This is a genomic window from Nonomuraea sp. NPDC049684 (assembly GCF_044465345.1).
In the GTDB taxonomy this organism is placed as follows: Bacteria; Actinomycetota; Actinomycetes; order Streptosporangiales; family Streptosporangiaceae; genus Nonomuraea.
On record NZ_JBITLO010000021.1, the window covers coordinates 34,761 to 59,321 of the forward strand.

Annotated in this window: 22 protein-coding genes; 7 read left to right on the plus strand and 15 right to left on the minus strand. The window is 73.4% G+C overall.

Translation table 11 applies throughout. The features are described from left to right. Positions 1-5: 5 nt before the first annotated feature. From ACIBST_RS43230 to abc-f, 3 genes are all read right to left on the minus strand, one after another. Positions 6-953: a quinone oxidoreductase family protein gene (locus tag ACIBST_RS43230; protein WP_397179307.1), complete on the minus strand. Its 948-nt coding sequence runs from the start codon at positions 951-953 to the stop codon at positions 6-8. 467 nt (positions 954-1,420) lie between these two features. Then, entirely contained in the window at positions 1,421-2,350 is a 930-nt protein-coding gene (locus ACIBST_RS43235) for a virginiamycin B lyase (protein WP_397179308.1), read from the minus strand. Further along, positions 2,344-3,951, minus strand: a complete 1,608-nt coding sequence (abc-f, locus tag ACIBST_RS43240; RefSeq protein WP_397179417.1) for a ribosomal protection-like ABC-F family protein — start codon at positions 3,949-3,951, stop codon at positions 2,344-2,346. The genes ACIBST_RS43235 and abc-f overlap by 7 nt, the downstream gene beginning before the upstream one ends. Positions 3,952-4,072: 121 nt before the next feature. On the opposite strand from abc-f, the gene ACIBST_RS43245 reads away from it, so the two are divergent. Further along, on the plus strand, positions 4,073-4,609 hold the full coding sequence (locus tag ACIBST_RS43245; RefSeq protein WP_397179309.1) for a TetR/AcrR family transcriptional regulator: 537 nt from the start codon (positions 4,073-4,075) through the stop codon (positions 4,607-4,609). A 227-nt stretch (positions 4,610-4,836) separates the two neighbouring features. On the opposite strand, the gene ACIBST_RS43250 is transcribed toward ACIBST_RS43245, so the two are convergent. Genes ACIBST_RS43250 through ACIBST_RS43285 form a run of 8 tightly spaced genes read right to left on the minus strand, consistent with a single transcriptional unit; the run spans position 4,837 to position 12,269 of the window. Then, positions 4,837-4,986, minus strand: a complete 150-nt coding sequence (locus ACIBST_RS43250) for a hypothetical protein (protein ID WP_358294834.1) — start codon at positions 4,984-4,986, stop codon at positions 4,837-4,839. A gap of 46 nt (positions 4,987-5,032) precedes the next feature. Continuing rightward, the gene (locus tag ACIBST_RS43255; protein ID WP_397179310.1) at positions 5,033-6,700 is read right to left on the minus strand and encodes a serine/threonine-protein kinase; all 1,668 of its coding nucleotides are present in this window, start codon (positions 6,698-6,700) and stop codon (positions 5,033-5,035) included. Positions 6,701-6,724: 24 nt separating this feature from the next. Further along, positions 6,725-7,675, minus strand: coding sequence for a hypothetical protein (locus ACIBST_RS43260; RefSeq protein ID WP_397179311.1), 951 nt, complete (start codon positions 7,673-7,675; stop codon positions 6,725-6,727). Positions 7,676-7,729: 54 nt separating this feature from the next. Beyond that, entirely contained in the window at positions 7,730-8,392 is a 663-nt protein-coding gene (locus ACIBST_RS43265; protein WP_397179312.1) for an HAD family hydrolase, read from the minus strand. After that, a complete protein-coding gene (locus tag ACIBST_RS43270) occupies positions 8,385-9,455 on the minus strand; it encodes an ABC transporter ATP-binding protein (protein ID WP_397179313.1) in 1,071 nt (356 codons plus the stop codon). Before ACIBST_RS43270 ends, ACIBST_RS43265 begins: the two co-directional genes overlap by 8 nt. Continuing rightward, on the minus strand, positions 9,452-10,306 hold the full coding sequence (locus tag ACIBST_RS43275; protein WP_397179314.1) for an ABC transporter permease: 855 nt from the start codon (positions 10,304-10,306) through the stop codon (positions 9,452-9,454). Before ACIBST_RS43275 ends, ACIBST_RS43270 begins: the two co-directional genes overlap by 4 nt. Continuing rightward, on the minus strand, positions 10,294-11,118 hold the full coding sequence (locus tag ACIBST_RS43280; protein ID WP_397179315.1) for an ABC transporter permease: 825 nt from the start codon (positions 11,116-11,118) through the stop codon (positions 10,294-10,296). The genes ACIBST_RS43275 and ACIBST_RS43280 overlap by 13 nt, the downstream gene beginning before the upstream one ends. Continuing rightward, entirely contained in the window at positions 11,115-12,269 is a 1,155-nt protein-coding gene (locus ACIBST_RS43285) for an ABC transporter substrate-binding protein (protein WP_397179316.1), read from the minus strand. The genes ACIBST_RS43280 and ACIBST_RS43285 overlap by 4 nt, the downstream gene beginning before the upstream one ends. 113 nt (positions 12,270-12,382) lie before the next feature. Here ACIBST_RS43285 and ACIBST_RS43290 point away from each other — a divergent pair, with 113 nt between their 5' ends. From ACIBST_RS43290 to ACIBST_RS43300, 3 genes are all read left to right on the plus strand, one after another. After that, complete coding sequence (locus ACIBST_RS43290) at positions 12,383-13,129, plus strand: GntR family transcriptional regulator (protein ID WP_397179317.1); 747 nt, start codon at positions 12,383-12,385, stop codon at positions 13,127-13,129. 79 nt (positions 13,130-13,208) lie between these two features. Beyond that, positions 13,209-13,475, plus strand: a complete 267-nt coding sequence (locus ACIBST_RS43295) for a DUF6504 family protein (protein ID WP_352323492.1) — start codon at positions 13,209-13,211, stop codon at positions 13,473-13,475. Then, positions 13,475-17,116, plus strand: a complete 3,642-nt coding sequence (locus tag ACIBST_RS43300) for a DNA polymerase III subunit alpha (RefSeq protein ID WP_397179318.1) — start codon at positions 13,475-13,477, stop codon at positions 17,114-17,116. The genes ACIBST_RS43295 and ACIBST_RS43300 overlap by 1 nt, the downstream gene beginning before the upstream one ends. Positions 17,117-17,171: 55 nt before the next feature. Here the strand turns inward: ACIBST_RS43300 and ACIBST_RS43305 are convergent, their stop codons facing one another. Both ACIBST_RS43305 and ACIBST_RS43310 read right to left on the minus strand, forming a co-directional pair. Further along, positions 17,172-17,843: a DUF4328 domain-containing protein gene (locus tag ACIBST_RS43305; RefSeq protein WP_397179319.1), complete on the minus strand. Its 672-nt coding sequence runs from the start codon at positions 17,841-17,843 to the stop codon at positions 17,172-17,174. A 115-nt stretch (positions 17,844-17,958) separates the two neighbouring features. Further along, complete coding sequence (locus ACIBST_RS43310; protein ID WP_352323489.1) at positions 17,959-18,606, minus strand: response regulator transcription factor; 648 nt, start codon at positions 18,604-18,606, stop codon at positions 17,959-17,961. 91 nt (positions 18,607-18,697) lie between these two features. Between ACIBST_RS43310 and ACIBST_RS43315 the strand changes: the two genes are divergently transcribed. Both ACIBST_RS43315 and ACIBST_RS43320 read left to right on the plus strand, forming a co-directional pair. Next, entirely contained in the window at positions 18,698-19,375 is a 678-nt protein-coding gene (locus ACIBST_RS43315) for an ABC transporter ATP-binding protein (protein ID WP_352323488.1), read from the plus strand. Continuing rightward, the gene (locus tag ACIBST_RS43320) at positions 19,372-21,309 is read left to right on the plus strand and encodes an FtsX-like permease family protein (protein ID WP_397179320.1); all 1,938 of its coding nucleotides are present in this window, start codon (positions 19,372-19,374) and stop codon (positions 21,307-21,309) included. Before ACIBST_RS43315 ends, ACIBST_RS43320 begins: the two co-directional genes overlap by 4 nt. Before the next feature lie 33 nt (positions 21,310-21,342). On the opposite strand, the gene ACIBST_RS43325 is transcribed toward ACIBST_RS43320, so the two are convergent. After that, the gene (locus ACIBST_RS43325; RefSeq protein ID WP_397179321.1) at positions 21,343-22,344 is read right to left on the minus strand and encodes an LLM class F420-dependent oxidoreductase; all 1,002 of its coding nucleotides are present in this window, start codon (positions 22,342-22,344) and stop codon (positions 21,343-21,345) included. A 74-nt stretch (positions 22,345-22,418) separates the two neighbouring features. Here ACIBST_RS43325 and ACIBST_RS43330 point away from each other — a divergent pair, with 74 nt between their 5' ends. Then, complete coding sequence (locus ACIBST_RS43330; protein WP_397179322.1) at positions 22,419-23,849, plus strand: sulfatase; 1,431 nt, start codon at positions 22,419-22,421, stop codon at positions 23,847-23,849. On the opposite strand, the gene ACIBST_RS43335 is transcribed toward ACIBST_RS43330, so the two are convergent. Further along, entirely contained in the window at positions 23,843-24,523 is a 681-nt protein-coding gene (locus tag ACIBST_RS43335; RefSeq protein ID WP_397179323.1) for a FadR/GntR family transcriptional regulator, read from the minus strand. The two genes, ACIBST_RS43330 and ACIBST_RS43335, sit on opposite strands and share 7 nt — an antisense overlap. Positions 24,524-24,561: the final 38 nt, after the last annotated feature.

Here is a 24,561-nt window from a genome sequence, read left to right on the forward strand (position 1 = left end):
TAGCGCTAAGGAATCAACAGCAATTTTCCGGTCGTACGGCGGGCGGCGAGGTCCTCGTGGGCCCGTCGCGCCTCGGCCAGCGGGTAGCGCTCGGACACGTTGATCCTGAGCTGCCCCGAGGAGATCCAGCCGAACAGGTCGGCGGCCCGCCAGAGCAGCTCCTCGCGCTCGGCGACGTAATGGACGAGCGTGGGCCTGGTCAGGAAGAGCGAGCCGGCGCGGTTGAGCGCCTGCGGGTCGATCGGCGGGACCGGGCCGCTGGCCGCGCCGTAGAGCGCCATGAGGCCGCGCGGGCGCAGCGCCTCCAGGCCGCCGTCGAACGTCGTCTTCCCGACGCCGTCGTAGACGACGTGGATCCGGCCGCGCAACGCGTCGGCGAACTCGTCGTAGCCCAGCACCTCGTCGGCCCCGGCCGCGCGGGCCAGCTTCTCCTTCTCCGGCGTGGAGACCGTGCTGTAGACCTTGGCGCCGCGCAGCTTGGCGACCTGGATCAGCAGCTGGCCCATGCCGCCCGCGCCGGCGTGCACCAGCACCTGGTCGCCCTCCTTGACGTCGTACGTCGAGTGGGTGAGGTAGTGGGCGGTCATGCCCTGGAGCATCGCCGCCGCCGCCAGCTCGGCGGACACGCCGTCGGGCACCGGCACCAGCCGGTCGGCCGGCACCACCGCCTTCTCCGCGTAACTCCCCAGCACGCCGGCCCAGGCGACGGTGTCGCCGACGGCCGGCCCATCGACCCCCGGGCCGACGGCCGAGACCACGCCGGCCCCCTCGGACCCGATCGGGGTCGGCAGCGAGAGCGGGTAGGCGCCGGAACGGTGGTAGATGTCGATGAAGTTGACGCCGCTGGCCGCGACGTCGACCACGACCTCCCCGTCACCCGGCGCCGGATCGGGACGCTCGACGTATTCGAGAACCTCTGGACCGCCCTGGGCGGAGACGATGATGGCATGCATCCCCCCAGTCAACTCCGCCCGAGCCGACCCCCGCCACCCCACCCCACCACCGAGGAGCCTCAGTGAGGCCGTAGTGCGGGCCGCTCAGCACCCGCCCCTGGCCGCCCTGGCCGGAGACGATGTCGGCCCGCACTCCCTCGGTCAACTCGGCCCCGGCGGCCCATCGCCGCCCTGCCCCCACCGCGCCGCCGGAGGCTCTGGCGGATCGGCAGCACCTGCCGCGGTCGCGAGGGGCGCACCGCCCGCAGCTCACCGGCGGTAGGCGGCCCGCGGCTCACCGGGGCGGGCGTGGCCGTCACCGGATGCGGCCGTCACTGCCCGGAAGCGGCCGTCACTGCCCGGATGCCGCCGTCACTGCCCGGATGCGGCCGTCACTGCCCGGATGCCGCCGTTACTGCCCGGAAGCGGCCGTCACTGGCGGGGTGTGGCTGTCGCTGGGGCCGGCCGTTACTGGGCGGGTGTGGCTGTCACCGGATGGGGGCGTCGCTGGTCGGGGTAGGGAGGAGGCGGGCCAGGGCGCCGGCTTCCAGGGCCACCCAGATTGCTCCGTCGGCCCCGACCGTCAGCCCGTGCGGCTCATTGCTTCCGGCGGGGCCCGGCTCGCCCTGCCCGGCGGGTGCGGACGGCGGCGCCGGCACCGAGGGCAGCGGGTGCTCCTCGATCGTGCCCTCGACCGTGATGCGGCCCAGACGCCCGGCGGCCCACTCGGTGAACCAGAGCGCGCCGTCGGGACCGGCCACGATGGCGTGCGGACGGCAGGCCCGATCGGGCAGCGGGAACTCGGTGATCTTCCCGGCCGGATCGATCCGGCCGACCTGCCCCGCGCCGATCTCCACGAACCACACCGCCCCGTCGGGCCCGAGCGTGATGCCCACGGGGGCGGCGCCCTCGGTGGGCAGCGGATGCACGGTGACCTCCCCGGACAGCGAGATCCGGCCGACGGCGTGGCCCTGGTTGATCGAGAACCACAGCGCGTCGTCGCCGCCCACCGTGATGAAGGCGGGCATGCCGCCCTCCACCGGCACGTCGAAGTCGGACCGCTCGCCGTCGGCGCCGATGCGGCCGATGCGCCCGCTGCCCATCTGGGTGAACCACATCGCCCCGTCGGGCCCGGCCACGATCCCGTACGGCGAGTCGGCCGAGTACGCGGTGACCTGGCCGTCATCGGTGATGCGGCAGACCCGGCCGCCCTTGCCCTCGGTGAACCACATCGCGCCGTCGTGGCCGGGCACGATCACGCCGGGCTGCCCGTCGGCCGGGTCGAGCTGGTGGATCACCGGCTCGTGCCCCGGCACCAGCCTGCCGACCCGGCCCTGGTGGACGAGCGTGAACCAGAGCGCGCCGTCGGCGGCGGTGGCCACGCCGTAGGGCGAGCCCGCGGAAATCATGGTCAACATATGTGTCCCCCTGTCAGTCGGATCTCGGTGCCGGTGAAACGGCGCCTCAGCGCCCGGTCGTGCGTGACCATGACCACCGCCCCCTGGTAGGCGGCGAGCGCGTGGTCGAGCTCGTCGGCCAGGACGGGCGACAGATGGTTGGTCGGCTCGTCGAGCAGCAGCAGGTCGTGCTCGCCGATGAGCAGCCTGGCCAGCGACAGCCGGCGCCGCTGGCCGACCGAGAGCTCGCCCACCCGCCGGTCGAGCGCGTGCTCGGGGAAGAGGCCGGTGTCCAGCAGGGCCGCGCGCCGCTCGTCGGCGTAGCCGTCGTGCCCGAACGCGGCGAGCACGGCCAGGCCGGGGTCGAGGTCGTCGTCCTGGGCGAGGTGGCCGGCCCGGCGCCCGGCGCGCTCGGCCAGGACCCGCAGCAGCGTGGACTTGCCCGCCCCGTTGGGCCCGCTCACCAGCACCCGCTCGCCCGGCCGGACGGTCAGCGACCCGACGTGGAGCCGGTCGCCGACGTGCACGTCACGCAGCTCCACCAGCGGCGCGGGCGCGGCCGGACCGTCGGCCGCCGGAGCGGGGGCGGGAGCGCGGAAGGCGGCTCGGAAGCGCAGCGGCGTCGGCGGGCGGGGGACCGGGTCGTCCTCCAAGCGGCGCAGCCGCTCGTGGGCGTTGCGCACGCGGGTGGCCACCGAGCTCTGGACCCGGCCCGCGTTGCGGTCGTAGGCCATCTTGTTGTTGTCCCTCATGGCCCGCCCGGCCGCCACGCGGTGGGCGGTGGTGGCGGCGTGCTCGCGCACCTGCCGCACCTCCTCGCGCCAGGCCGCGTACGCCTGCTCCCAGCGCGCCCGCGCCGCCGCCTTGGCGGCCAGGTAGCCGCTGTACCCGCCGCCGAACCGGGTGACGGCGCCCTCCTCGACCTCCAGGACGGCGGTGGCCACCCGGTCGAGGAAGACCCGGTCGTGGGAGACCACGACCACCTGCCCCCGGTGGCCGCGCAGCCGCTCTTCGAGCCAGGTCAGCGCGGCCTCGTCGAGGTGGTTGGTCGGCTCGTCGAGCAGCAGCGTGGCGGGGTCGGCGGCCAGCACGCAGGCCAGGCCCAGCCGGGCGCGCTCGCCGCCCGACAGGCTCGACAGCACCCGGTCGCGGGCTACGTGCGCCAGGCCGAGGCCGTGGAGGGCCTTGTCGACGCGCGCGTCGGCCGTGTAGCCGCCGCGGGCCTCGTAGGCGGTCAGCAGCTCGCCGTATTCGCCCATGACGTCGTCGGTGAGCGCCGACTCCAGCTCGCGCAGCCTTCGCTCCATGGCCCGCAGGTCGGCGAGCGCGTGGTCGATCGCCTGCTGGACGGTGTGACCGGGCGGCAGGCCGAGCGTCTGGCCGAGGTGGCCGACATCGCCGGCGACACCGGTGACACCGGTGACACCGGTGACGCCGGTGATGGTGATGTCGCCGTCGTCGGGCTGTTCGACGCCGGCCAGCAGCCGGAGCAGGGTGGACTTGCCGGAGCCGTTCTCGCCGACGACGGCCAGGCGCTCGCCGGGGCCAACGGACAGGGACACATCGGTGAGCACAACGCGGTCGCCGTACGACTTGCTGAGCCTGCGGACGTTGATCAGGATGGAACTCCAATCGCAACTGTTGTAGCTTTAGTTTGGCACAGGCGAAGCGCAAACGCAACTGGAGTAGATTTTGGAACCGAGCAGACGTCCGGGAGGGCGCAGTGCGCGAGTTCGCGACGCCGTGCGCCAGGCGACCCTGGCCGAGCTGGCGGCCCATGGCTTCCGCGGCCTGACGGTCGAGAACGTGGCGGAGCGGTCGGGCGTGCACAAGACCACCGTCTACCGGCGGTGGGGCAACGTGGAGGGCCTCATCTCCGACGCCCTGGAGCTGGCCAAGGACGAGCCGTGGCCGATCCCCGACACCGGCAGCGTCGAGGGCGACCTGCGGGCGATCGTCCAGCTCGTCCGCGGCGGGTTCGCCGACCCGGAGCTGGGGCCGGTGTCGTCGGCGTTCGTGGCGGCGGCCGTCCAGAGCCCGGAGGCGGCGCGGGCCCTGCACGAGTTCTTCACCGCCCGGCACGACCAGTCGGCCGAGGTGGTGCGGCGCGCGATCGCCCGCGGCGAGCTGCCCGACGTCGTCGACGTTCAGGAGGTGATCAGGGTGGCCGTCGCCCCGGTCTACTACCGGCTGTTCGTCGCGCACGAGCCGGTGAGCGAGCGCGACGCCGACCGCGCCGCCGACGCCGCCCTGGCCGCCGCCCGCGCCGGGATCCTCTGACAACCCCGATCAGACCGGCGTCCGCAGGAAACGACCGGCGTCCGCAGGAAACGACCGGCGTCCGCAGGAAACGACCGGCGTCCGCAGGAAACGACCGGCGTCCACAAGAAGCGACCGGCGTCCACAAGAAGCGACCGACGCGAGCGACCGCGAAGAGGCGGCCGTGAACAGGCAGCCGCGAGGCAGTCGCCACAAGCGGCCGCCCCGGGGAGGCGGCCGCGGGGTGGTCAGTGGCGTCGGGGGCGGAGCCGGTCGAGGAAGCGCCGGGCCTTCTCCTGGTTCTGCGGGTCTCGGGCCATGCGCTTGGCCTTCTCGACGGTCTGCCTGCCTTCAGGGCTGCGCAGGTACGCGCGCACCCGGTCCATGAGCTTCGCCATCCTCACCCCCTACCCCGATGGCCGCCGGGAACGCGGGCCCGCCGGTCTAGGGCTCCTTCTGCCCCCGCAGCTCGAAGTCGTCGAACGTCATCTTCAACGCCGACTGGCTGTCCTTGGGCGTACGCGCGAACAGTCCCACGTACCCGTTGCCGAGCCCGTTGGGGTCGTCGGCCTGCTGCACCCGCTTGTCGTTCACCCACATCGTCAGCCGCACCGCCGAGCCGCGCTGCTCGCACGAGGCCACGATGCGCAACCGGCCCTCCGGCTTGGCCACCTTGGCGGGCTGGGTCAGCGTGCCGCCCGCGCCGTCGTACACGCGGCGGATCCGCGCGTTCCCCTCGGTGTCGAGGCCGAACTCGTAGTAGGTGTCGTCGTCGTCGGAGTTGTGGCAGTAAACGCCGTACTCGCCGCTGCCCGTGTACTCCCGGATCTCGGCGGTGACGCCGACGACCACCGACGACGGCAACATCGGCGTGGGCGTGGGCGTGGCCGAGGGGTCGGGGGTGTTCGTGGGCGTGGCGACGAGGAAGGGGATGGGGGCCTTCGCCCACTGCTCCTCGCGGCCGTCTCCCACGTCGAGCCCGTACGTGCCGTCCGTGCGGTAGCCCCTGCTGCCCGTGGTGTCGGGGTCGTAGGTGCCGAGCCAGCCGCCGGAGGTCTGCGTGAAGTCCTCGCGGTACAGGACGCCCAGGTCGTCGGGCGGCCCGCTCGGGGTGAGCACCGCCCAGGCCGTCGCCGCGGCGGCCACCAGCACCGCCGCGGCGGCCGCGCCGATTCCGAGCAGCCTGCCGCGCCGCTTCGCCGCCGTGTTGGCCGCCGTGTTGGCCGCCGTGTCGGCCGCCGTGGGCGCGGCCTCGGTGAACGGGGTGGTGGCGTGCTGCCAGGCCACCTGCACGGTGTGCGCCGCCTGCTCGGGCGCGGCCGAGCGGCCCACGAGGTGGTCGAGGAGCTGCTGCGCGGTGGGCCGCGCGGCCGGGTCCTTGCGCAGCGCGGCCCCGACCAGCTCGCGCAGGCCGGGATCGACGTCGTCGAGGCGGGGCTCGGTGTTGAGCACCTGGTAGACGATGGAGGGCAGCGTGTCGCCGCCGAACGGCGCCCGTCCGCTCGCCGCGTACGCGATCAGGCAGCCCCACGAGAACACGTCGCAGGCGGGCGAGACCGGCTCGCCGCGCAGCACCTCGGGGGCCATGTACCGGGGCGTGCCGACCAGCTCGCCGGTGCCGGTGACGCCGCCCAGCGTGTCGAGCGCCCGCGCGATGCCGAAGTCGATCACGCGCGGCCCGACGGGGGACAGCAGCACGTTCGACGGCTTGAGGTCGCGGTGGACCACCCCGGCGCCGTGGATCGCGGTCAGCGCGGTGGCCACGCTGACGGCCAGCGCGTCGAGGCTGGAGCCGCGCAGCGGCCCAGACTGGCGTACGGCCTCCTCCAGATTGGGGCCGGGCACGTACTCGGTGACCACGTAGAGCAGGTCGCCGTCGAGCGCGGCCTCGATCACCGCGGCGGTGCAGAACCTGCGGACGCGGCGAGCGGCGTCGGCCTCCCGGCGGAAGCGCATCCGGAACTGCTCGTGCTGGCTGAGCTCCGGATTGATCACCTTGATGGCGACCCGCTGCCCGGCGGGATCCTCGGCGAGGTGGACCGTGCCCATGCCGCCCCGCCCGAGCACGCTCAGCAGCCGGTAGTGCCCGATCTGGGATATATCACCGCTCACGGCGGCCCAGCTTACCGATCGCGGCTATCCGCCGCAGGACGCGCACGCGATGCGCGTACGCCGCGCGTACGACCAGGCCGCCACGGCCATCCCGGCGCCCCACACCACGTACCCGGGCACGGCCACCCAGAAGAACGCCTCGGGCAGATCGCCCCCGGAGAACGGCACGCCCCCGCTGAGCCGTTCGGCGACCATCTGCCCCAGCGCCACCCCGAAGTAGGCCAGCAGCCCGCCGGACACCCCGACCCCCGGCCACAGCACCAGCCGGCGCGGCACCGGACGCCCGGCCAGCCACGGCACCCATCCCGGCCACACCCGCCCGAACCGGTGGACGAGCGCCAGCGGCAGCAGCGTCCCGGCGAGCAGGAACTCGATCTCGAACGCCACCGCCCCGGCACGGTAGGGCACGACGTCGAACCCCACGGCCGCCTGCGCCGCGATCCGCGCCAGACAGCCGGCCACGGAGACGTAGGCCGCGGCGAAGGCCCACCCCGGCGTACGCGCCAGCACCCGGGACGAACGCCGCCCGCACGCCGCGCACGCCCCCGCGGCCCGCCGCCGGTAGGCCGCGGCGGACCGCCAGAGCAGCGCCCCCGAGCCCACGCAGGCCGCCTTGCTGAGCGCCCCCGCCCACGAGAACGGCATGCCGAGCCCCGGGACGACCGCGGACACCACGTCGAGCAGCAGCAGCGCCCCCGACACGATGAGCGCGCCGCCCACCGCCCACGCCAGCGCCGGCGGCGCCCACCCCAGCGGCCCGTCCGGGCGCGCGGCCATCAGGACGACCAGCGCCGCCGCGGCCGCCGCGCACAGGCCCACCGCGGCCCAGCCGGTGAACACGATCAGGTCGGGCCCGATCGGCGACATCCGCTCCGGCATGTGGCCGAGCTCCCAGTAGACGCGCACGCCGCCGTAGAGGACGACCAGCGCGAGCGCGACGGCGGGCGTCCTGAGAAATCTCACGTCGGGGCTCATGCACGAGATCCTGCCGACGCCGGCGGGCCCGTCCCTCCCCTGCGGGAGGCGGGCTCATCCCCCGTGCGGGGGAGAGCCGCGCAGTCCGGCCCGCACCTGGGCCAGCCCGCGTGCGGGGTCCACCACCAGCACGCGGCAGCCCGCGGCGGTGGCCGCGGCCACGCCCGCCGGGCTGTCCTCGACGGCCACGCACCGCGCCGGGGACACCCGCAGCCTGCGGGCCGCCTCCAGGTACGGGTCCGGGTGCGGCTTGCCCCGGGCGGTGTCCTCGTCGGCGATCACCAGGTCGAACGCGTGCCCGAGCCGGGGCAGCACCAGCTCCACGATGCCGCGGGGGGAGGCGGTCACCAGCGCGGTCGGGACGTCCGCCGCGGCCAGCTCGGCAAGCAGCTCAGGCGCCCCCGGCACGACTGTCAGCCCGGTCCTTACGCGCTCGGCGAACGCCTCGGCGAGCGCGCCCGCCACCCTTTCCACGCTCATCCCGCCGCTCGTCCCGCCGGTCCCGGCCACCAGGTACGCGGCCGTGTCGCCCACCGTGCGGCCCGTCACGTGCGGCGCGTCGGCGGCCGTCAGCGCGCGGCCGAGCGACCGGGCCACCGACGCCGCGGCCTGCCACCAGAGCCCTTCGGTGTCCACCAAGGTGCCGTCCATGTCGAACAGCACCGCGTCGAACAGCACCGCGTCGGGCGGGATCGGGTCGGGCGGCTTCTCAGGCATCGGCCGACAACACCGGCGCGGGCGCCGTCACCGTGCGGGCGGCCACCAGCACCGGGCGCTCCACCAGCCGGACCGTGACGCGGGCTCCCGCCCCCAGCCGGGCCGCCTCGTGCCCCGGCACGTCGGCCAGCACCTCGCCGCCCTCCAGCGACAGCCGCAGCCGCACCGAGGCCCCCCGGAAGGACGCGGCCAGCACCTCGGCGCGGCCGTCCGGGTCGGGCGTGACCCGGACGGCCTCGGGCCGGATCAGCACGTCCACGTCGGGCTCGGCGGGCGCCGGGCCGTCCACGGGGAGGAGCTGGCCGAGCACGGTGACGCCGTCCCCGGACAGCCGCCCGGCCAGATGGTTCATGGCCCCGACGAACTCCGCGACGAACGGCGTGGCCGGCCGGTCGTAGACCTCGGCGGGCGGCCCGCACTGCTCCAGCCGTCCCTCGCGCAGCACCGCGACCCGGTCGGCGATCGACAGGGCCTCCTCCTGGTCGTGGGTGACGAAGACGGTGGTGATGCCGAGGTCGAGCTGCAACCGGCGGATCTCCTCGCGCAACGTCACCCGCACCTTGGCGTCCAGCGCCGACAGCGGCTCGTCCAGCAGCAGCACGCGCGGTTCCAGCGCGAGCGCGCGGGCCAGGGCGACGCGCTGCTGCTGGCCGCCGGAGAGCTGGTGCGGGAACCGGTCGGCGTGCGTGGGGAGGCCGACGAGTTCGAGCAGCTCGGCGGCCCTGGCGTGCCGGACGGCCGCGGGCGCCTTGCGGACGCGCAGGCCGAAGGCCACGTTGTCGCGGGCGTTGAGGTTGGGGAAGAGCGAGTAGGACTGGAAGACCATCCCGGCGTCGCGCTTGTTGGCGGGCACGTTCGTGATGTCCTTGCCGTCCAGCAGCACCGCGCCGGAGTCGGGCCGCTCGAACCCGGCCACGCAGCGCAGCGCCGTCGTCTTGCCGCAGCCCGACGGTCCCAGCAGGGCGACGAACTCGCCGGGGGCGATGGTCAGGTCGAACCCGTCGAGCGCGACCGTCCTGCCGAACACCCGGCGCAGCCCGCGGAACTCCACCGCAGCGGTCATGATTTCTTCCTTCCACTGAAGACGGTGGAGACGGCGAGCAGCAGCGCCCAGATGAGCAGCAGGCTGAGGATGGAGACCGCGACGGACAGCTGGCCCTTGGAGCCGGAGACGGTCACGATCCAGACCGCGAACGGCTCGTAGCCGAGCAGGCTGGCCACCGTGTACTCGCCCAGCACCAGCGCGAGCGTCAGGAACGACGCGCTGGCCAGGGCCGAGCGCAGGTTCGGCACCACGACCCGCAGCAGCACGTGCGGCCAGGACGCGCCCAGGTTCCGGGCGGCCTCGACCAGCGTGCGCACGTCCATGGTGCGCAGCCCGGCGTCCAGCGAGCGGTAGACGAACGGCAGCACCAGCACGACGTAGGCGAGCACGAGCACGACGGGGAACCCCGGGTCCTGGATCGCGATCAGCGTGCCCCAGAACGGCGTCGGCGCCAGGATGTCGGCCCCGTCACGCAACGACGTCGTCAGCCCGGCCACGAACGTGATCGGCGGCACCACCAGCGGCAGCGTGCACAACACCTCCATCACCGGCCGCAGCCGCGGCGCGAACAGCCGTACGGCCAGCATCGCCGGCAGCGCCAGCAGCAGGACCAGCACGATCGTCGCGGCGGCCAGCGACAGCGACATCAGCAGCGAGCGGGCGAAGCCCTCGGCCGTCAGCAGCTCGCCGTAGGCGGAGAACGACACCCCGGTGGCCGGGTTGTGGATCGTGTACCAGAGCGAGGCCCCGAGCGGGATCAGGAAGTAGGCCGCGGCCAGGGCGAACACCAGGCCGCGCCACCAGCGGGGCCGGGCGGGCGGTTTCGCCGCCGCCGCGGCGACGGGCTCCAGCCCGGTCAGCGCAGCCATCGGGAGCTCCTCCTCTGCAGCGGCAGGTAGATCGCCATCACCAGCCCGGCCACCACGATCATGTCGAGGCTGAGCGCCAGCGCGATGTTCTCGTAGCCGACCAGCACGTCACCGGTCAGCGCGCTGGCGATCTTCAGGGTGACCAGCGGCACGACGGTGCCCACCATGGCGTTCGCGGTCGCGTACGCCGAGAACGCCGACCCGAACAGCAGCACCACCCCGCCCAGCATCGCGGGCGCGAGCACCGGCAGTGCGACCAGGCGCCAGTAGTGCCAGGCGGTCGCGCCGCTGTTGGCGGCGGCCTCGCGCCACTGGGGCCTCAGCCCGTCCAGCGCGGGCGCCATGACCAGCACCATCAGCGGGATCGCGAAGTACAGGTAGACGATCGCCAGCCCCCAGAACGTGTACAACGACCCCGAGGGCAGCCCCACCAGGCCGCTGATCACGCCCGAGTTGCCCAGCGTGGCGATCCAGAAGAACGCCAGCGGCACCCCGCCGAAGTTGGCCAGCACGCCCGAGGCGGTCAGCACGGCCTCGCGCAGCAGCGTGAAGCGCGAGGTCACCACGGCGTAGGCGAGGAACGTGCCGAGGACGGCCCCGGCCAGCGCCACCACGGCCGACAGCTTGACGCTCCCGGCCATGGCGACGAGGTAGCCGCCCTGGAGGCTCTGCGCGAGGTTGGCCAGGCTCGGCCGTCCCTGGACGGTGAAGGCCCCCGCGACCAGCGCGACCGCCGGGACGCCGAAGACGAGGGCGAAGAAGGCCAGCAGGGGCAGGGCGCCGGCCCAGCCCCTGGAACGCGGGCGGGTCATCCCGAGATCGCGGCGTCCCAGCCGCTGGCCAGCTTGGCCTTGGCCGCGTCGACCTGCTCGGGCGTGGGGAACTCGGGCGTGCCATCGACCTGGGGCAGCTTCGCGGCCAGCGCCTTGTCCACCGTGCCGTCGGAGGTCATGGACGGCAGCAGCACCGGACGGGCGAAGCCCTTGAGGTAGAGGTTCTGGCCCTCGGCGCTGTAGAGGTACTCCTGCCACAGCCTGGCCGCCGCCGGGTGCGGGGCGTCCTTGTTGACGGCCTGGGCGTACATCTGGAAGTACTTGCCGTCGGTCGGCACGTTCACCTTCCAGTCGAGGCCCTTGGCGGCCATCTGGGGGGCGTAGGCGGCGTTGTTGTAGTCCCAGTCGATGCTGATCTGGGTCTCGCCCTTCTCGATGGTCGCCGGGGTCGTCTCGACCGGGTTGTAGTTGCCGGCGTCCTTGAGCTTCTTGAAGAAGTCGATGCCGGGCTGGATGTCGTCGAAGGAGCCGCCGTTGGCGATCGCGGCGGCGTACACGCCGGCGAAGGCCGAGCCGGACTTGGTCGGGTTGCCGTTCATCGCGACCTTGCCCTTGTACTCGGGCTTGAGCAGGTCGGCGTAGCTGGTCGGGCAGTTGGCGATCTTCTTGGCGTCGCAGCCGATCGAGACGTAGCCGCCGTAGTCGTTGGTCCAGAGCCCGGTCGGCTCCTTCTGACCCTCGGGGATCTTGTCGAACGACTGCACCTTGTACGGCGCGAACAGCCCTTCCTTGGCGCCGCTGATCGCGAACGACTGGCCGAGGTCGAGCACGTCGGGGGCGCGGTCCTGGCCCTTGCGGGTCTTGACGGCGTTGATCTCGTCCGCGCTGGCCGCGTCGGGCGTCTCGCTCTCGATCTTGATGCCGTACTTGGCCTCGAACGACTTGATGATCTCGCCGTAGTTGGCCCAGTCGGGCGGGAGCGCGATGACGTGGAGGTTGCCCTCCTTCTTGGCGGCCTCGACGAGCTTGTCGAAGCCGCCGAAGTCGGCGGCGGAGGCGGCGGTCGCCGCGTTCGCCCCGCCTTCGGCCGTCTTGGTGGTCTGCTGGCTGCTCGGGGCGGCGCCACACGCCGCGGTGACAACGGTAAGGGCCGCGATGACGCCGGCCGCACGGGCGCGAGGTGTGAACACGTCGCCTCCACTCTCCGGGGGGGTGTGGAAAGAACCTAAGGGAACTTGTACAAACAAGCGAGCACCAGTAAGTCGCATAAACATTGCTCTTTCGTGAATGGAGAAGGTCGCGAATGGTTGCGCGCTATGAACGGATAGCCGCTGAGCTGCGTGATGACATCCTGGCGGGCGCGTACCCGGTCGGCTCCCAGCTCCCGAGCGAGGCCGAGCTGGCCACCCGGCACCGGGCGGCGCGCGGGACCGTGCGGCAGGCGGTGGCCGTGCTGGTCGCCGAGGGGCTGGTGGGGTCGAGGCAGGGCGCCAGGCGCATCGTGCTCGGCAACGCGCGCAGCCAGAGCTTCGCCGAGCTGCACAGCTTCGCCCAGTGGGCCAGGGCCAACGGCTACCGCATCGGCGGCCAGGTGATCTCCCAGCGCCGCCGGGCCGCCACCGCGCCGGAGTCCGCCAGGTTCGGCGGGGGCGAGGTGCTGGAGGTGCTGCGCCTGCGCTCGCTGGAGAGCGAGCCCGTCCTGGTCGAGCGGACCGTCTACGCCGAGTGGGTGGCCCCCGCCGTCGAGGCGCTGGCCGCCGACTGCGCGTCCGTCACCGAGGCCCTGTACGAGTCCGTCGGCCTGATCTTCGCCTACGGCGAGCACCTCATCGACGCCGTGCCCGCCGGCGCCGGGGACGCCCGGCTGCTGGGCGTGCGGCGCGGCAGCCCGCTCCTGCGCCAGCGCCGCGTCACCACCACGCACGAGGGCCGCCCGGTGGAGTCCTCCGACGACCGCTACCGGGCCGGCAGCGTCACCTTCAGCATCCGCAACTCGATCGGCGCCAACCCCCTGACGCGGCGCGCGGGCGACTTGCGCTTCGGGCCGTAAGAACATATGTTCGATACATAAGCGCCCGTCTTCCCCCGGGTGGCTCAGCAAAGGAACCAGAGCCGCGGGGAGAAGCGTCTTGAGCAGACTCTATGGCGATCCGATAGAGGTGTGGACCAGAGACGGCGAGCCGACCCAGTTCGTCTGGCGCGACCGGCTCTACCTCGTCCGCAACGTGCTCGACCACTGGGTCGTGGCGCGCGAGTGGTGGAAGACCGGCGAGGGCGATCCCGGCGAGCGCCGCTTCTGGCGGGTGGAGGCGAGCCCGGGGCGCGAGGTCGGCTCGTACGAGCTGCGCTACGACACCGCCGGCGACGGCTGGCTGCTGCTGCGGGCGTGGGACTGATGGCGCCCCCGTTCCCGCACCTCGACGTGGCCTCGGCCTACTCCATGAGGTACGGCACCGCCTTCCCGCACGCCCTGGTGGAACGGGCCGCCGAACACGGCATGGACATCCTCGCGCTGACCGACCGCGACGGGCTCTACGGCGCGGTCAAGCACGTCCAGGCGTGCGCGGACGCCGGGATCGCCCCCGTGGTCGGCGTGAACCTGGCGCTCGACGTCCCGGCCGTCCCGGCGGCGCCCGGCATGCGCGCGCCGCGGCCCAGGACCGGGCCGGACGCCGAGGACCGGGTCACCGTGCTGGCCCGCTCCGGCGGCTGGTCGCGGCTGTGCCGCCTGGTCACCGCCGCGCACGCCGCCGGCGAGCGCGGCGCGCCCAAGGTGACCCGCGAGCTGGTCGGCGCCTGGGCCGGGCCGGCGGGCGGCGACCACGGGTTCGGCGCCGAGGACGGGCTCGTGGTGCTGCTCGGGCCGCGCTCCGACGTCGGCCGGGCGATCGCCGAACGCCGCGACGAGCAGGCCAGGACGCTGCTCGGCCGGTGGCGCGCGGCCGTCCCCGGCGTGGTGATCGAACTGGTCGACCAGTACGGCTTCCGCGACGCCACCACGGCCGTCCGGATGCTCGGCCTGGCCGAGTCCGCCGGCGTGCCGGCCGTGCTGACCAACGCCGTCCGCTACCTCGACCCGGCCGACCACCAGGTCGGCGACGTGCTCGACGCGGCCCGCCGGCTCGTCCCGCTGCACCCCCGGCACCTGGAGAGCACCACCTCGCACGCCTATCTCAAGAGCACCAAGGAGATGTGGCAGGTGGCGGCCAAGGTCTGCGGCGCCGACCGGGAGCGGGTGGCCCGGCTGCTGTCCACCACCAGGCGCCTGGCCGAGGCGTGCTCGATGGACCCGCTGCGGCTGCTCGCGCTCAGGAACGACCCGCCCGACCTCAACCTGCCCGAGGTCGGCCGCGACCCGGTGCCGCTGCTGCGCAACCGCGTCGAGGACGGCCTGGTCAGGCGCGGCCTCGACCGCTCGGCGCAGGCCAGGGAACGCCTGCGGGCCGAGCTGGACGTCATCGAGCGCAAGCGCCTGTCGGGGTACTTCATCGCCGTGGCCGGCATCACCGACATGATCCGCGGCATGGACATCCGCTGCGCCATCCGCGGCTCGGGCGCCGGCAGCCTGGTCAACTACCTCATCGGCATCGGCGAGGTGAACCCGCTCGAACACGGCCTGCTCATGGAGCGATTCCTGTCGGAGGGCCGCGTCGGCCTGCCCGACATCGACGTGGACGTGGAGTCGGCCCGCCGCCTCGACTGCTACAAGGCCATCTTCGAACGCTACGGCGAGGCCCGCGTGGCCTGCGTGTCCATGATGGAGACCTACCGCGCGCGCAGCGCCATCAGGGACGTCGCCGGCGCGATGGGCCTGCCGCCGCACGAGATCGACGCCATCGCCAAGGCGTTCCCCCACATCAGGGCCAGGCAGATCACCGCGTCCCTGGCCGACCTGCCCGAGCTGCGCGAGAGCCGGCTCGGCGAGGCCGGGCTCGACCGGGTGTTCCGGCTGGCCGAGAAGCTCGACGGCCTGCCCAGGCACATCGCGCTGCACCCGTGCGGCGTGCTGGTCGGCAACTCGGGCCTGCGCGACAGGACGCCGGTGGAACGCAGCCTGCTGGAGTTCCCGATGTCCCAGTTCGACAAGGACGACGTGGAGGAGGCCGGCCTGCTCAAGCTGGACGTGCTGGGCGTGCGGATGCAGTCGGCCATGGCGTACACGCTGAGCGAGATCAAACGCGTGGACGACATCGAGGTCAGGCTGGACGAGCAGGCCGGCGACGACCCCGGCGTCGAGTACGTCCCGCACGACGACCAGGAGACCTACGACATGATCTGCGCCAGCCGCACGCTCGGCTGCTTCCAGATCGAGTCGCCGGGCCAGCGGGAGCTGGTGGCCAAGCTGGAGCCGCGCCGGATGCACGACCTGATCGTGGACATCTCCCTGTTCCGGCCGGGGCCGGTCAACTCCGACATGGTCACCCCCTACCTGGAGGCCAGGCACGGGTGGCGGCAGCCGTACTACCCGCACGCCCGGCTGCGCGAGGCGCTGAAGGAGACGCACGGCGTGGTCGTCTTCCACGAGCAGGTACTGAAGATCATCTCGGTGATGACGGGACGCGACCTGTCCTTCGCCGAGACCCTGCGGCGCACCCTCGGCACGGCGGAGGGCCGGGAGCGGGTGCGCAAGGCGTTCGTGCCGCTGGCCAGGGCCAACGGGTTCGGCGACGCGGCGGTGGAGCGGGCCTGGAAGGTGCTCGACGCGTTCGGCGCCTTCGGGTTCTGCAAGGCGCACGCGGCGGCGTTCGCGCTGCCCACCTACCAGTCGGCCTGGCTCAAGCGGCACCACGCGGCGGCGTTCTTCGCCGGGGTGCTCACCCACGAGCCCGGCATGTACCCGCCGCGCGTCATCATCGACGAGGCCCGGCAGTGCGGGGTCGAGATCCTGCCGCTCGACGTCAACGGGTCCGGCAGGGACTGGCGGGTGGAACGGCTCGGCCCGCGCCCGCCGCTGCGGCTGCGGGTGAGCCCGTCGGAGCTGGGGGAGGAGCGGCGTCCGGTGCGGCAGGAGTTCAGGATCGGGGAGATCGGCCGCGGTTACGCGCTGCGGGTGCCGTTCTCGGCGATCAAGGGGGTGAGCGAGGCCGAGGTCGAGCGCATGGTGGCCGGGCAGCCGTACACGTCGCTGGCCGACTTCTGGGACCGGGCCAGGCCCTCGCGCCCGACCATCGAGCGCATCGTCCAGGTCGGCGGCCTCGACGCGCTGCACGGGCTGCGTCCCGGCGGCCCCCGGTGGCGTCCGGGCGAGCTGACCCGGCGCGACCTGATCGCCCAGGTGGGGGCGCTGGAGCGGGCGTCGTCGATCGGGGTGCGCTCGGCCGCGCCCCGGTCCAGGCGTTACACCGCGGCGCCGCCGCGTCCCCGGGCCGAGCCGCCGTCCACGCAGTTGCCGCTCGGCTTCGGCGAGCACCTGCCGCCCGGCGAGCTGCCCGAGATGACGGAGACGGAGATGGTCGAGGCCGAGCTGGAGATCCTCGGCATCGACGTCAGCCGGCACGTCATCAGCTTCCACGACGAGCTGCTCGACGCGCTCGGGGTGGTGCGCTCCAAGGACCTGCTCGCCCAGCGCAACGGCGCGGAGGTGCTGGTCGCGGGGGTGAAGGTGGCCACCCAGACGCCCGCCGTGCGCTCGGGGCAGCGGGTCATCTTCACCACCCTCGACGACTCGACCGGGCCGGTCGACCTGACCTTCTTCGAGTCGGTGCAGGGCAGGTGCGCGGCGACGGTGTTCGGCTCGTGGCTCATGCTGGCCAGGGGCGTGGTGCGCCGTACGGGGGCCCGCGCGGTCTCCATGCGCGCCGTCGACTGCTGGAACCTGACCGACCTGGACGCGCTGTGGCGGGCGGAGGGCGTCGAGGCCGTCCGCGCCCTGCTCGACCGGGCCCCCGACGAGCGGCCCGGCGTCGGCGGACGCAGGATCGAGTACGCCAACGGCTTCCGGCTCTCGCCCTACTCCGACCTCGGCCCCGCCATCGCCGCCCCGCCCCGGCAGCTCTGGCACGCCAGCCCCGGCAGCTCCGGCCCGACGGCGGCCTGACCCGCTGCCCGGCGCCCCGGGGGCCTGAACCTGTGCCCGGGGCCTCGGGCGGTCGTCAGCCGGTGTGGCCGAACGGGGCCGAGCCCTGGGCGGGCCGGGTGGTCAGCCGGGTCACGACCTCGGGGCCGGGCGCGGAGTCGGCGACCGCCGCGCGCAGCCGTCCGGCCACGTCGAGCCGCTGGACGCGGGTGACCTCGCGGACGGTGGCGGCGCACAGCAGGGCCGCCACCACCGCGCCGCTCAGCTCCAGCACCCCCACCCCGGTCAGCCCGTCGGAGGAGGACTCCAGCGGGAGGCGGACCGTCACCAGCGTCAGCATGCCCAGCCAGCTCAGCCACCACGCCGTCAGCAGCACGAGCCACCGCCCGCGCCGCCCGGACGGCGGCTTGGCCCGCCGCCAGATGTCGTCGACCAGCAGCGCGGGCGCGACCAGGTTGACGACGGGGATCAGCCAGGCGGCCGCGACCGGCCCGGTGGGGCTGGAACGGTCCTTCACCTGACGGGCGCGCACCAGCCAGGTCACGTAGGCGGCCCCGGCGGCGACGGAGGTGCCCGCGACCAGCATCATCAGCACCGCGAACATCGTCACCGCCCCCACGACCGCCTCCGCCTGCGCCCCGTGGGGACGGCCGCCGAACGCGGCGAGCTGGACGGCGAGATGACGGCCGCGGGACCGCTCGAAGACCACGAGGGCGCCCAGGGAGAGGACCTGCGCGGCAAGCGTCACATATACGGCGGAAGCAGCTTTGGTTGGCGGTGCCTGGGCGTAGCGCACGATGTTCTCCCCCCGGGCCATGCGCTGAGGTTCTGACTCACTTGTATCCCGTGAGCACCGCTGTTAATCAGCTCACCACGCCGGATTCCCACGCCCAAGCCGCGATTCCCACCCGATTGCGGACACCGAGTTTCGCCTGGATGCTGCCCAGGTGCGTCTTCACCGTCGACAGCGACACGAACAGCTCGGCGGCCACCTCCTGGTTGGTGCGTCCCCTGGCCACCAGGCGCACGACGTCGAGCTCGCGGTCGGTCAGCGGGCCGTTCGGCGGCTCGGCCGCCCGCCTGGGCTGGGTCAGGTGCTGGAGCAGCCGCACGGTGACCGAGGGCGACACCAGCGCGTCGCCACCGGCGGCGGCCCTGACCGCCTCGATGAGCAGCGTGGGGCCGCTGTCCTTGAGCAGGAAGCCGGTGGCCCCGGCGCGCAGCGCGCCGTAGACGTACTCGTCGAGGTCGAAGGTGGTGACGATGACCACCCGCATCGGGTTCTCCACGCCCGGCCCGGCCAGCACGCGGGTCACCTCCAGCCCGTCGAGCTTGGGCATCCTGATGTCGAGCAGGCACACGTCCGGACGAAGCCGCCTGGCCTCGGCCACGGCCTCGGCGCCGTCGGCCACGGCGGCCACGACCTCCATGTCCGGTTGAGCGTCCAAGATCATTTGGAAGCCGGTGCGCACCAGCTGCTGGTCGTCGGCGATGAGAACCCGAATAGTCACGGCTCAACTCTAAGGATCAGCCGTTCGGCCGAGGCCGAAATGGACGCACGGCCGATCCGCCGGCACCCCCTGTCCCGCAAGGCTGGAGCCCATGAACGACGTGCTTGTTGGACGAGCCCTGGCCAAGCGGTTCGGGCAGACGGTCGCCCTGGGCGGCGTGGACATCACGGTACGGGCGGGAGAGGCCGTGGCCATCATGGGCCCGAGCGGTTCCGGCAAGTCGACCCTCCTCCACTGCCTGGCCGGGATCATGAAGCCGGACGACGGCGAGGTCCACCTGCTGGGCCAGCGCATCGACGCCATGGGCGAGCGCCAGCGCAGCGCCCTGCGCCGCACCCGCTTCGGCTTCGTCTTCCAGTTCGGCCAGCTCCTGCCGGAGCTGCCCGCCGAGGAGAACGTGGCGCTCCCGCTCATGCTGGGGGGCGTGCCGCGCGCCCAGGCCGTACGGCAGGCCCGCGAGTGGTTCCCGCTGCTCGGCCTGCACCAGATGGAGACCCGGCGGCCCGGCGAGCTGTCCGGCGGCCAGGCCCAGCGCGTGGCCATCGCCAGGGCGCTGGTGAGCAAGCCGGCCGTGGTCTTCGCCGACGAGCCGACCGGCGCGCTCGACCAGCAGACCGGCCAGGACACCATGCGCCTGCTCACCGAGGCGACCAGGCACAACGGGGCCTGCCTGATCGTCGTCACGCACGACCCCAACGTGGCCGCCTGGTGCGACCGCACGGTCGAGGTCCGCGACGGCCGCCTGCTCGCCCACGGGGTGACCGCGTGAACCTCGACCTGACCTGGCGGCTGCTCAAGGGCGGCGGACGCAGGGGCATGCTGGGCACCTGGCTCACCTTCGGCGCGGTCGCGGTGGCCACGGCGCTGCTGCTGTTCGCCGTCGCCGCGAACGTCGCCTTCGGCGCCAGGGCCGACCGCAGCGCCTGGCGCAACCCCGTGGCGGCGGCCCAGAAGGACGCGGTGGCCGTCGAGGCCACCCGCTTCGACTACGTGGGCGACCAGGCGATCACCGTCGTCGACCTGGCCGCGCTCAAGCCGGGGGCGCCCGCCCCGCCCGGCATGCCGCGCTTCCCGGCCCCCGGCGAGGTGTGGCTGTCGCCCGCGCTGTCCGAGCTGGCCGCGAAACTGCCCGCCGATCGGCTGGCCAAGCGCTATCCGGCGGTGAAGGGCGTGCTGGGCGAGGAGGCGCTGGTCCAGCCCGAGGAGCTGGTCGCGGTGGTCGGCCACGCGCCGGACGCGCCCGCGATGACCGCCGAGCGCAGCGACGACTGGATCCTCGGCAAGCCGCCGGTCAAGGTCGCGACCCTGGCGGGCACGCCCAGCGAGGACGCCGAGGCGTACCAGGTGCTGGCGCTGATCGCCAGCGTGCTCATGGTGGTGCCGCTGCTGGTGTTCGGCGGCGCGGCGGCCAGGCTCACCGTCGCCCGGCGTGACCAGCGGCTGGCCGCGCTCAGGCTGGTCGGCGCGACGCCGGGCCAGGTGGTCGGCATGACGGTGGCCGAGGCCGTGCTGGTCGCCTTCGCCGGGGCCCTGGCCGGGGCCGTCGCGTTCGGGGCGGCCGTGCCGCTGCTGGCGCGCATCCCGATCCAGGGCGGCACCTGGTTCGTCGCCGACCTGTTCCCGAACCTGCTGATCCTGGCCGGCGTGCTGGTCGCGGTGCCGCTGCTGGTGGGGCTGTCGGCGGTGGTCGGGCTGCGCCGGGTCGTGGTCAGCCCGCTCGGCGTGGCCAGGCGGGAGACGCCGCCCGGCATGCGGTTCGTCCGCGTGCTCGCGCTGCTCGCGGTGCTGGCCGCGTTCCCGCTGCTCACCAGGGGGACCAGCGTGGCGATCGTGGCCGTGGCGCTCGGGCTGGCGTTCCTGTGCCTGAACCTGGCCGGACCGTGGGTGGTCGGCCTCATCGGCAAGGTCGCCGCCAGGACCGCGCGCCGGCCCGCGCGGCTGCTGGCGGCCCGCAGGCTGGTGGACGATCCGCGCTCGGCCTGGCGGACCGTCAGCGGCGTGGCCCTGACCGGCTTCGTGGCCGGGTTCCTCGGCCTGCTCAGCCCCGGCGCGTTCGGCGGGGACGCCGGGCCCGCCCAGCTCAGCGTCGTGGCGCCGATGGGGGAGACGGCGAAGGTGGCCGACCAGGCCCGCGACCGGCTCGCGCGGGCGGGCGTCACGGCCACGGTGAAGACCGTCAAGCACACCGTGGTCGCGGCGCTCGGCAGCGGCGCCGACGACGTCGTGGTCGACCGGGCGCGCACCGCGCTGAGCGACCTCGTGCCGGGGCGCACCCCGACGACGAAGACCGACGACCAGCGCTTCGGCCTGCAGATCCTGGCCGACGTGCGGGTGGGCACGATCGTGGTGCTGTCGGTGTCGTTCCTGGTGGCGATCGCCAGCGCGGGCATCACCGCGGCGTCCTCGGTGCTGGACCGGCGGCAGACGTACGCGCTGCTGCGGCTGGCGGGCACGCCCCTGGAGGTCCTGGACCGGGCCCGGCGGGCCGAGACGCTGATCCCGATGGCGGTGATGGGCGGCGGCGCGATCCTGGTGGGCGCGTTCTGCGCGTTGCCGTTCATGATCGGCGGAGTGAGCACGAGCGGCGTGGTCACGCTGCTGGTCTGCGTGGGCGCCGGATTCGCGGGCGTGATCGGCGCGGGCGCGCTGAGCAGGCCGCTGCTGCGCTCGGTGACCGACGACCCGGCGCCCCGGCCGGACTAGCCGCCCGGCCGGGGCCGTTCCGATCCGGCACTGTCAGCCGAGCACGAGGTCGCGGACCGTGCGCAGCGACTGCTCGTCGCGCGGTCCCATCACCAGCAGGCTGGTGACCGGGCTCTTGTGCCACAGTTCGAGCCGCTCCTTGATCCGGCCGGGCGGGCCGACGAGCGAGATGCCGTCGGCCAGCTCGTCGGGGATCGCCCGGAACGCCTCGTCCTTGCGGCCGGCCAGGTAGAGCGCCTGGATGTGCTCGGCCGCCGCGGCGAAGCCCATGCGGCCGATGATGTCGGCGTGGAAGTTGCGCTGCTTGGCGCCCATGCCGCCGATGTAGAGCGTGAGCATCATCTTGACGCCGTCGAGGGCGGCCCTGACATCGTCGGAGATGACGACCATCACCATGGCGGCGATCTCGAAGCCGGGGTCGCGGGCCGCCAGGGCGTCGCCGTACATCTCCTCGATCTTGCCGGGGAAGGCGAACAGCGGCAGCCAGCCCTGCGCGATCTCGGCGGCCAGGGCGACGTTCTTCGGGCCCTCCGCGCCGAGGTAGACGGGGATGTCGCGGCGCAGCGGGTGGGTGATGAGCTTGAGCGGCTTGCCCAGGCCGCCCGCCAGGGGCAGCGGGTAGTGGTCGCCGTCGCTGGTCACGGGCTCCTCGCGGCGCCACACGCGGCGCATGATCTCGACGTACTCGCGGGTCCTGGCCAGGGGCCTGGCGAACGGCTGCCCGTACCAGCCCTCCACGACCTGCGGGCCGGAGGCGCCGATGCCGAGCAGCAGCCGGCCGCCGGTCAGATGGTCGAGCGTCATCGCGGTCATCGCGGTCGTGACCGGCGGGCGGGCCGAGATCTGCGCCACCGACGTGCCCAGCTTGATCCGGCTCGTCCGCGCGCCGTACCAGGCCAGCGGGGTGAACACGTCGCTGCCGTACGCCTCGGCGGTCCACACCGAGTCGTAGCCGAGACGTTCGGCGGCGAGGACGGTCTCCGTGGCGTCGTCGGCGTCGCGCTGCCAGTAACCGAGGTTCAGGCCGAGCTTCATACGCACCTCCGGAATAAAGTTCCATTACCGAGGCCGCAGTGTCAATGCGTGATCTCCCGGGGAGATCAGACATTGTGCTCAAGAGTCTCTGCCGTCTCTTCTGCCTGCTGCTCCTGCTGTCGCCGGCGACCGAGCCGACGATGGCCGTGAGCGCCTCGCGGCCGAACATCGTGTTCGTGATGGCCGACGACCTGGAGAGCGGCACGCTGCCCTACTTCCCGGCCATCAACGCGGAGCTGGTGGCGAAGGGCACCTCCTTCAGCCGCTTCTTCGTGACGAACTCCTGGTGCTGCCCCTCGCGCACGTCGATCCTGCGCTCCCAGTACGTCCACAGCCACGGCGTCCTGACCAACACCGCCCCCGAAGGGGGGTTCGACCGCTTCCACTCCCTCGATCTGGAACGTTCCACGATCGGCACCTGGATGCAGCAGGCCGGCTACCGCACCGCGCTGATGGGCAAGTTCCTCAACCACTATCCCGGCGCCACCGCCGACGCCGCCTACGTGCCGCCCGGCTGGGACGAATGGGACGTCCCGGTCCGCAAGCTCTACGAGGAGTACGGCTACCGCCTCAACGAGAACGGCGACCTGTACGACTACGGCTGGTCGGAGGAGGACTACCTGTCCGACGTGCTGGCCGGCAAGGCCCGCGACTTCATCACCGGCGCCGACGAGCCGTTCTTCCTCTACCTGACGCCCATCGGCCCGCACAACCCGGCCAACCCGGCGGTCCGGCACGTCGCCGACCTCCCCGAGGTCACCGCGCCGCGCACGCCGTCGTTCAACCAGGCCGACGTGAGCAAGGAGCCGCTGTGGCTGCGCTCCCTGCCCTCGCTGACGCAGGAGGACATCGACCGGGTCGACGAGCGCCACCGCAGGCGGCTGCGCTCGATGCTGGGGGTCGACGACCTGGTCCGCTCGGTGATCGAGGCGCTGCAGGCGTCCGGCAAGCTCGACAACACCTACATCATCTTCACCTCCGACAACGGCTTCCATCTCGGCACCCACCGGCTTCCCCAGGGCAAGACGACGCCGTTCGAGGAGGCGATCAAGGTTCCGTTCGTGGTGCGCGGGCCGGGGATCCGGGCGGGAGCCACGATCGGGCAGCTCGGCGCGACCGTCGACATCGCGCCGACGATCGCCGCGCTGGGCGGCGCCACCGTGCCGGCGTTCAGCGAGGGGCGCTCGCTGGTGCCGCTGCTGCGCGGCAGCCCGCCGGCCCAGTGGCGCAAGAACGTGCTGGTCGAGTTCAACAGGCCGGTCAACCGGTCGTCGGCGGCCCAGACCCCGGTGCCCTCCTACCAGGCGCTGCGCACCGAGCGTTACACCTACGTCAGGTACGACACGGGGGAGCGGCAGCTCTACGACCTGGCCGCCGACCCGTACCAGCTCGACAACCTCGCGGCCACCGCCGACCCGGCGCTGCTGGCCGGCCTCGACGCCCGGCTCCAGGCGATGCGGGCCTGCTCGGGGGCGGCGTGCCTGGAGGCCGACGCGCGTCAGTGACCGGGGAACAGGGCGGGGTAGGCGTGCGCCAGGTGGTCGGTCACCGCCTGCTGGGCCTCCTCCGGGTCGCCCGCCGCGATGGCCGCGCGGATGCGCTCGTGGTCGGCGCGCAGCACGGACGGGTCGCCGAGGCGTTCGACCGCTTCGATGGCGTTCCTGCGCATCGCGTCCCGGAGTGAGCGCATGATGGCGGCGATGAGCCGGTTGCCGGAGGCGTCCGCGATGGCGCAGTGGAAGGCGGTGTCGTGCTCCACGAACTCCTCGGCGGTGGCCGCCCGGTCCATGCCCTCGATCGCGGCGGCCAGCTCCGCGACGCCGGCTCCGGTCGCCGCCGCCTGCGCGGCCGACCAGCGTTCGATCATCAGCCGGGCGTCGACGACCTCGCGCTGCTCCAGGGTGGCCAGGCCCAGGTTGAGCCGGAGCAGGTCGGTGAGCGCCGTGTCGGGCCGCGAGGTCAGTACGGCTCCCGCGTCCGGACCGCGTCCCACCTGCGAGGACACCACGCCCAGGGTCTCCAGGACGCGCAGCGCCTCCCGTACCGACGAGCGGCCGACGCCCAGTTGCTCGGCGAGCTGGCGTTCGCCGGGCAGCCGGTCGCCCACGGTCAGGCCGTCCTCGGCGATGCGCCGTTCGATCTGGGCGAGCACGTCCTCGAACGCCCGTGTGCGTTTCACCGATGCCTCCCCGGTGCTGGCCCGGAACAGTGTGGTTA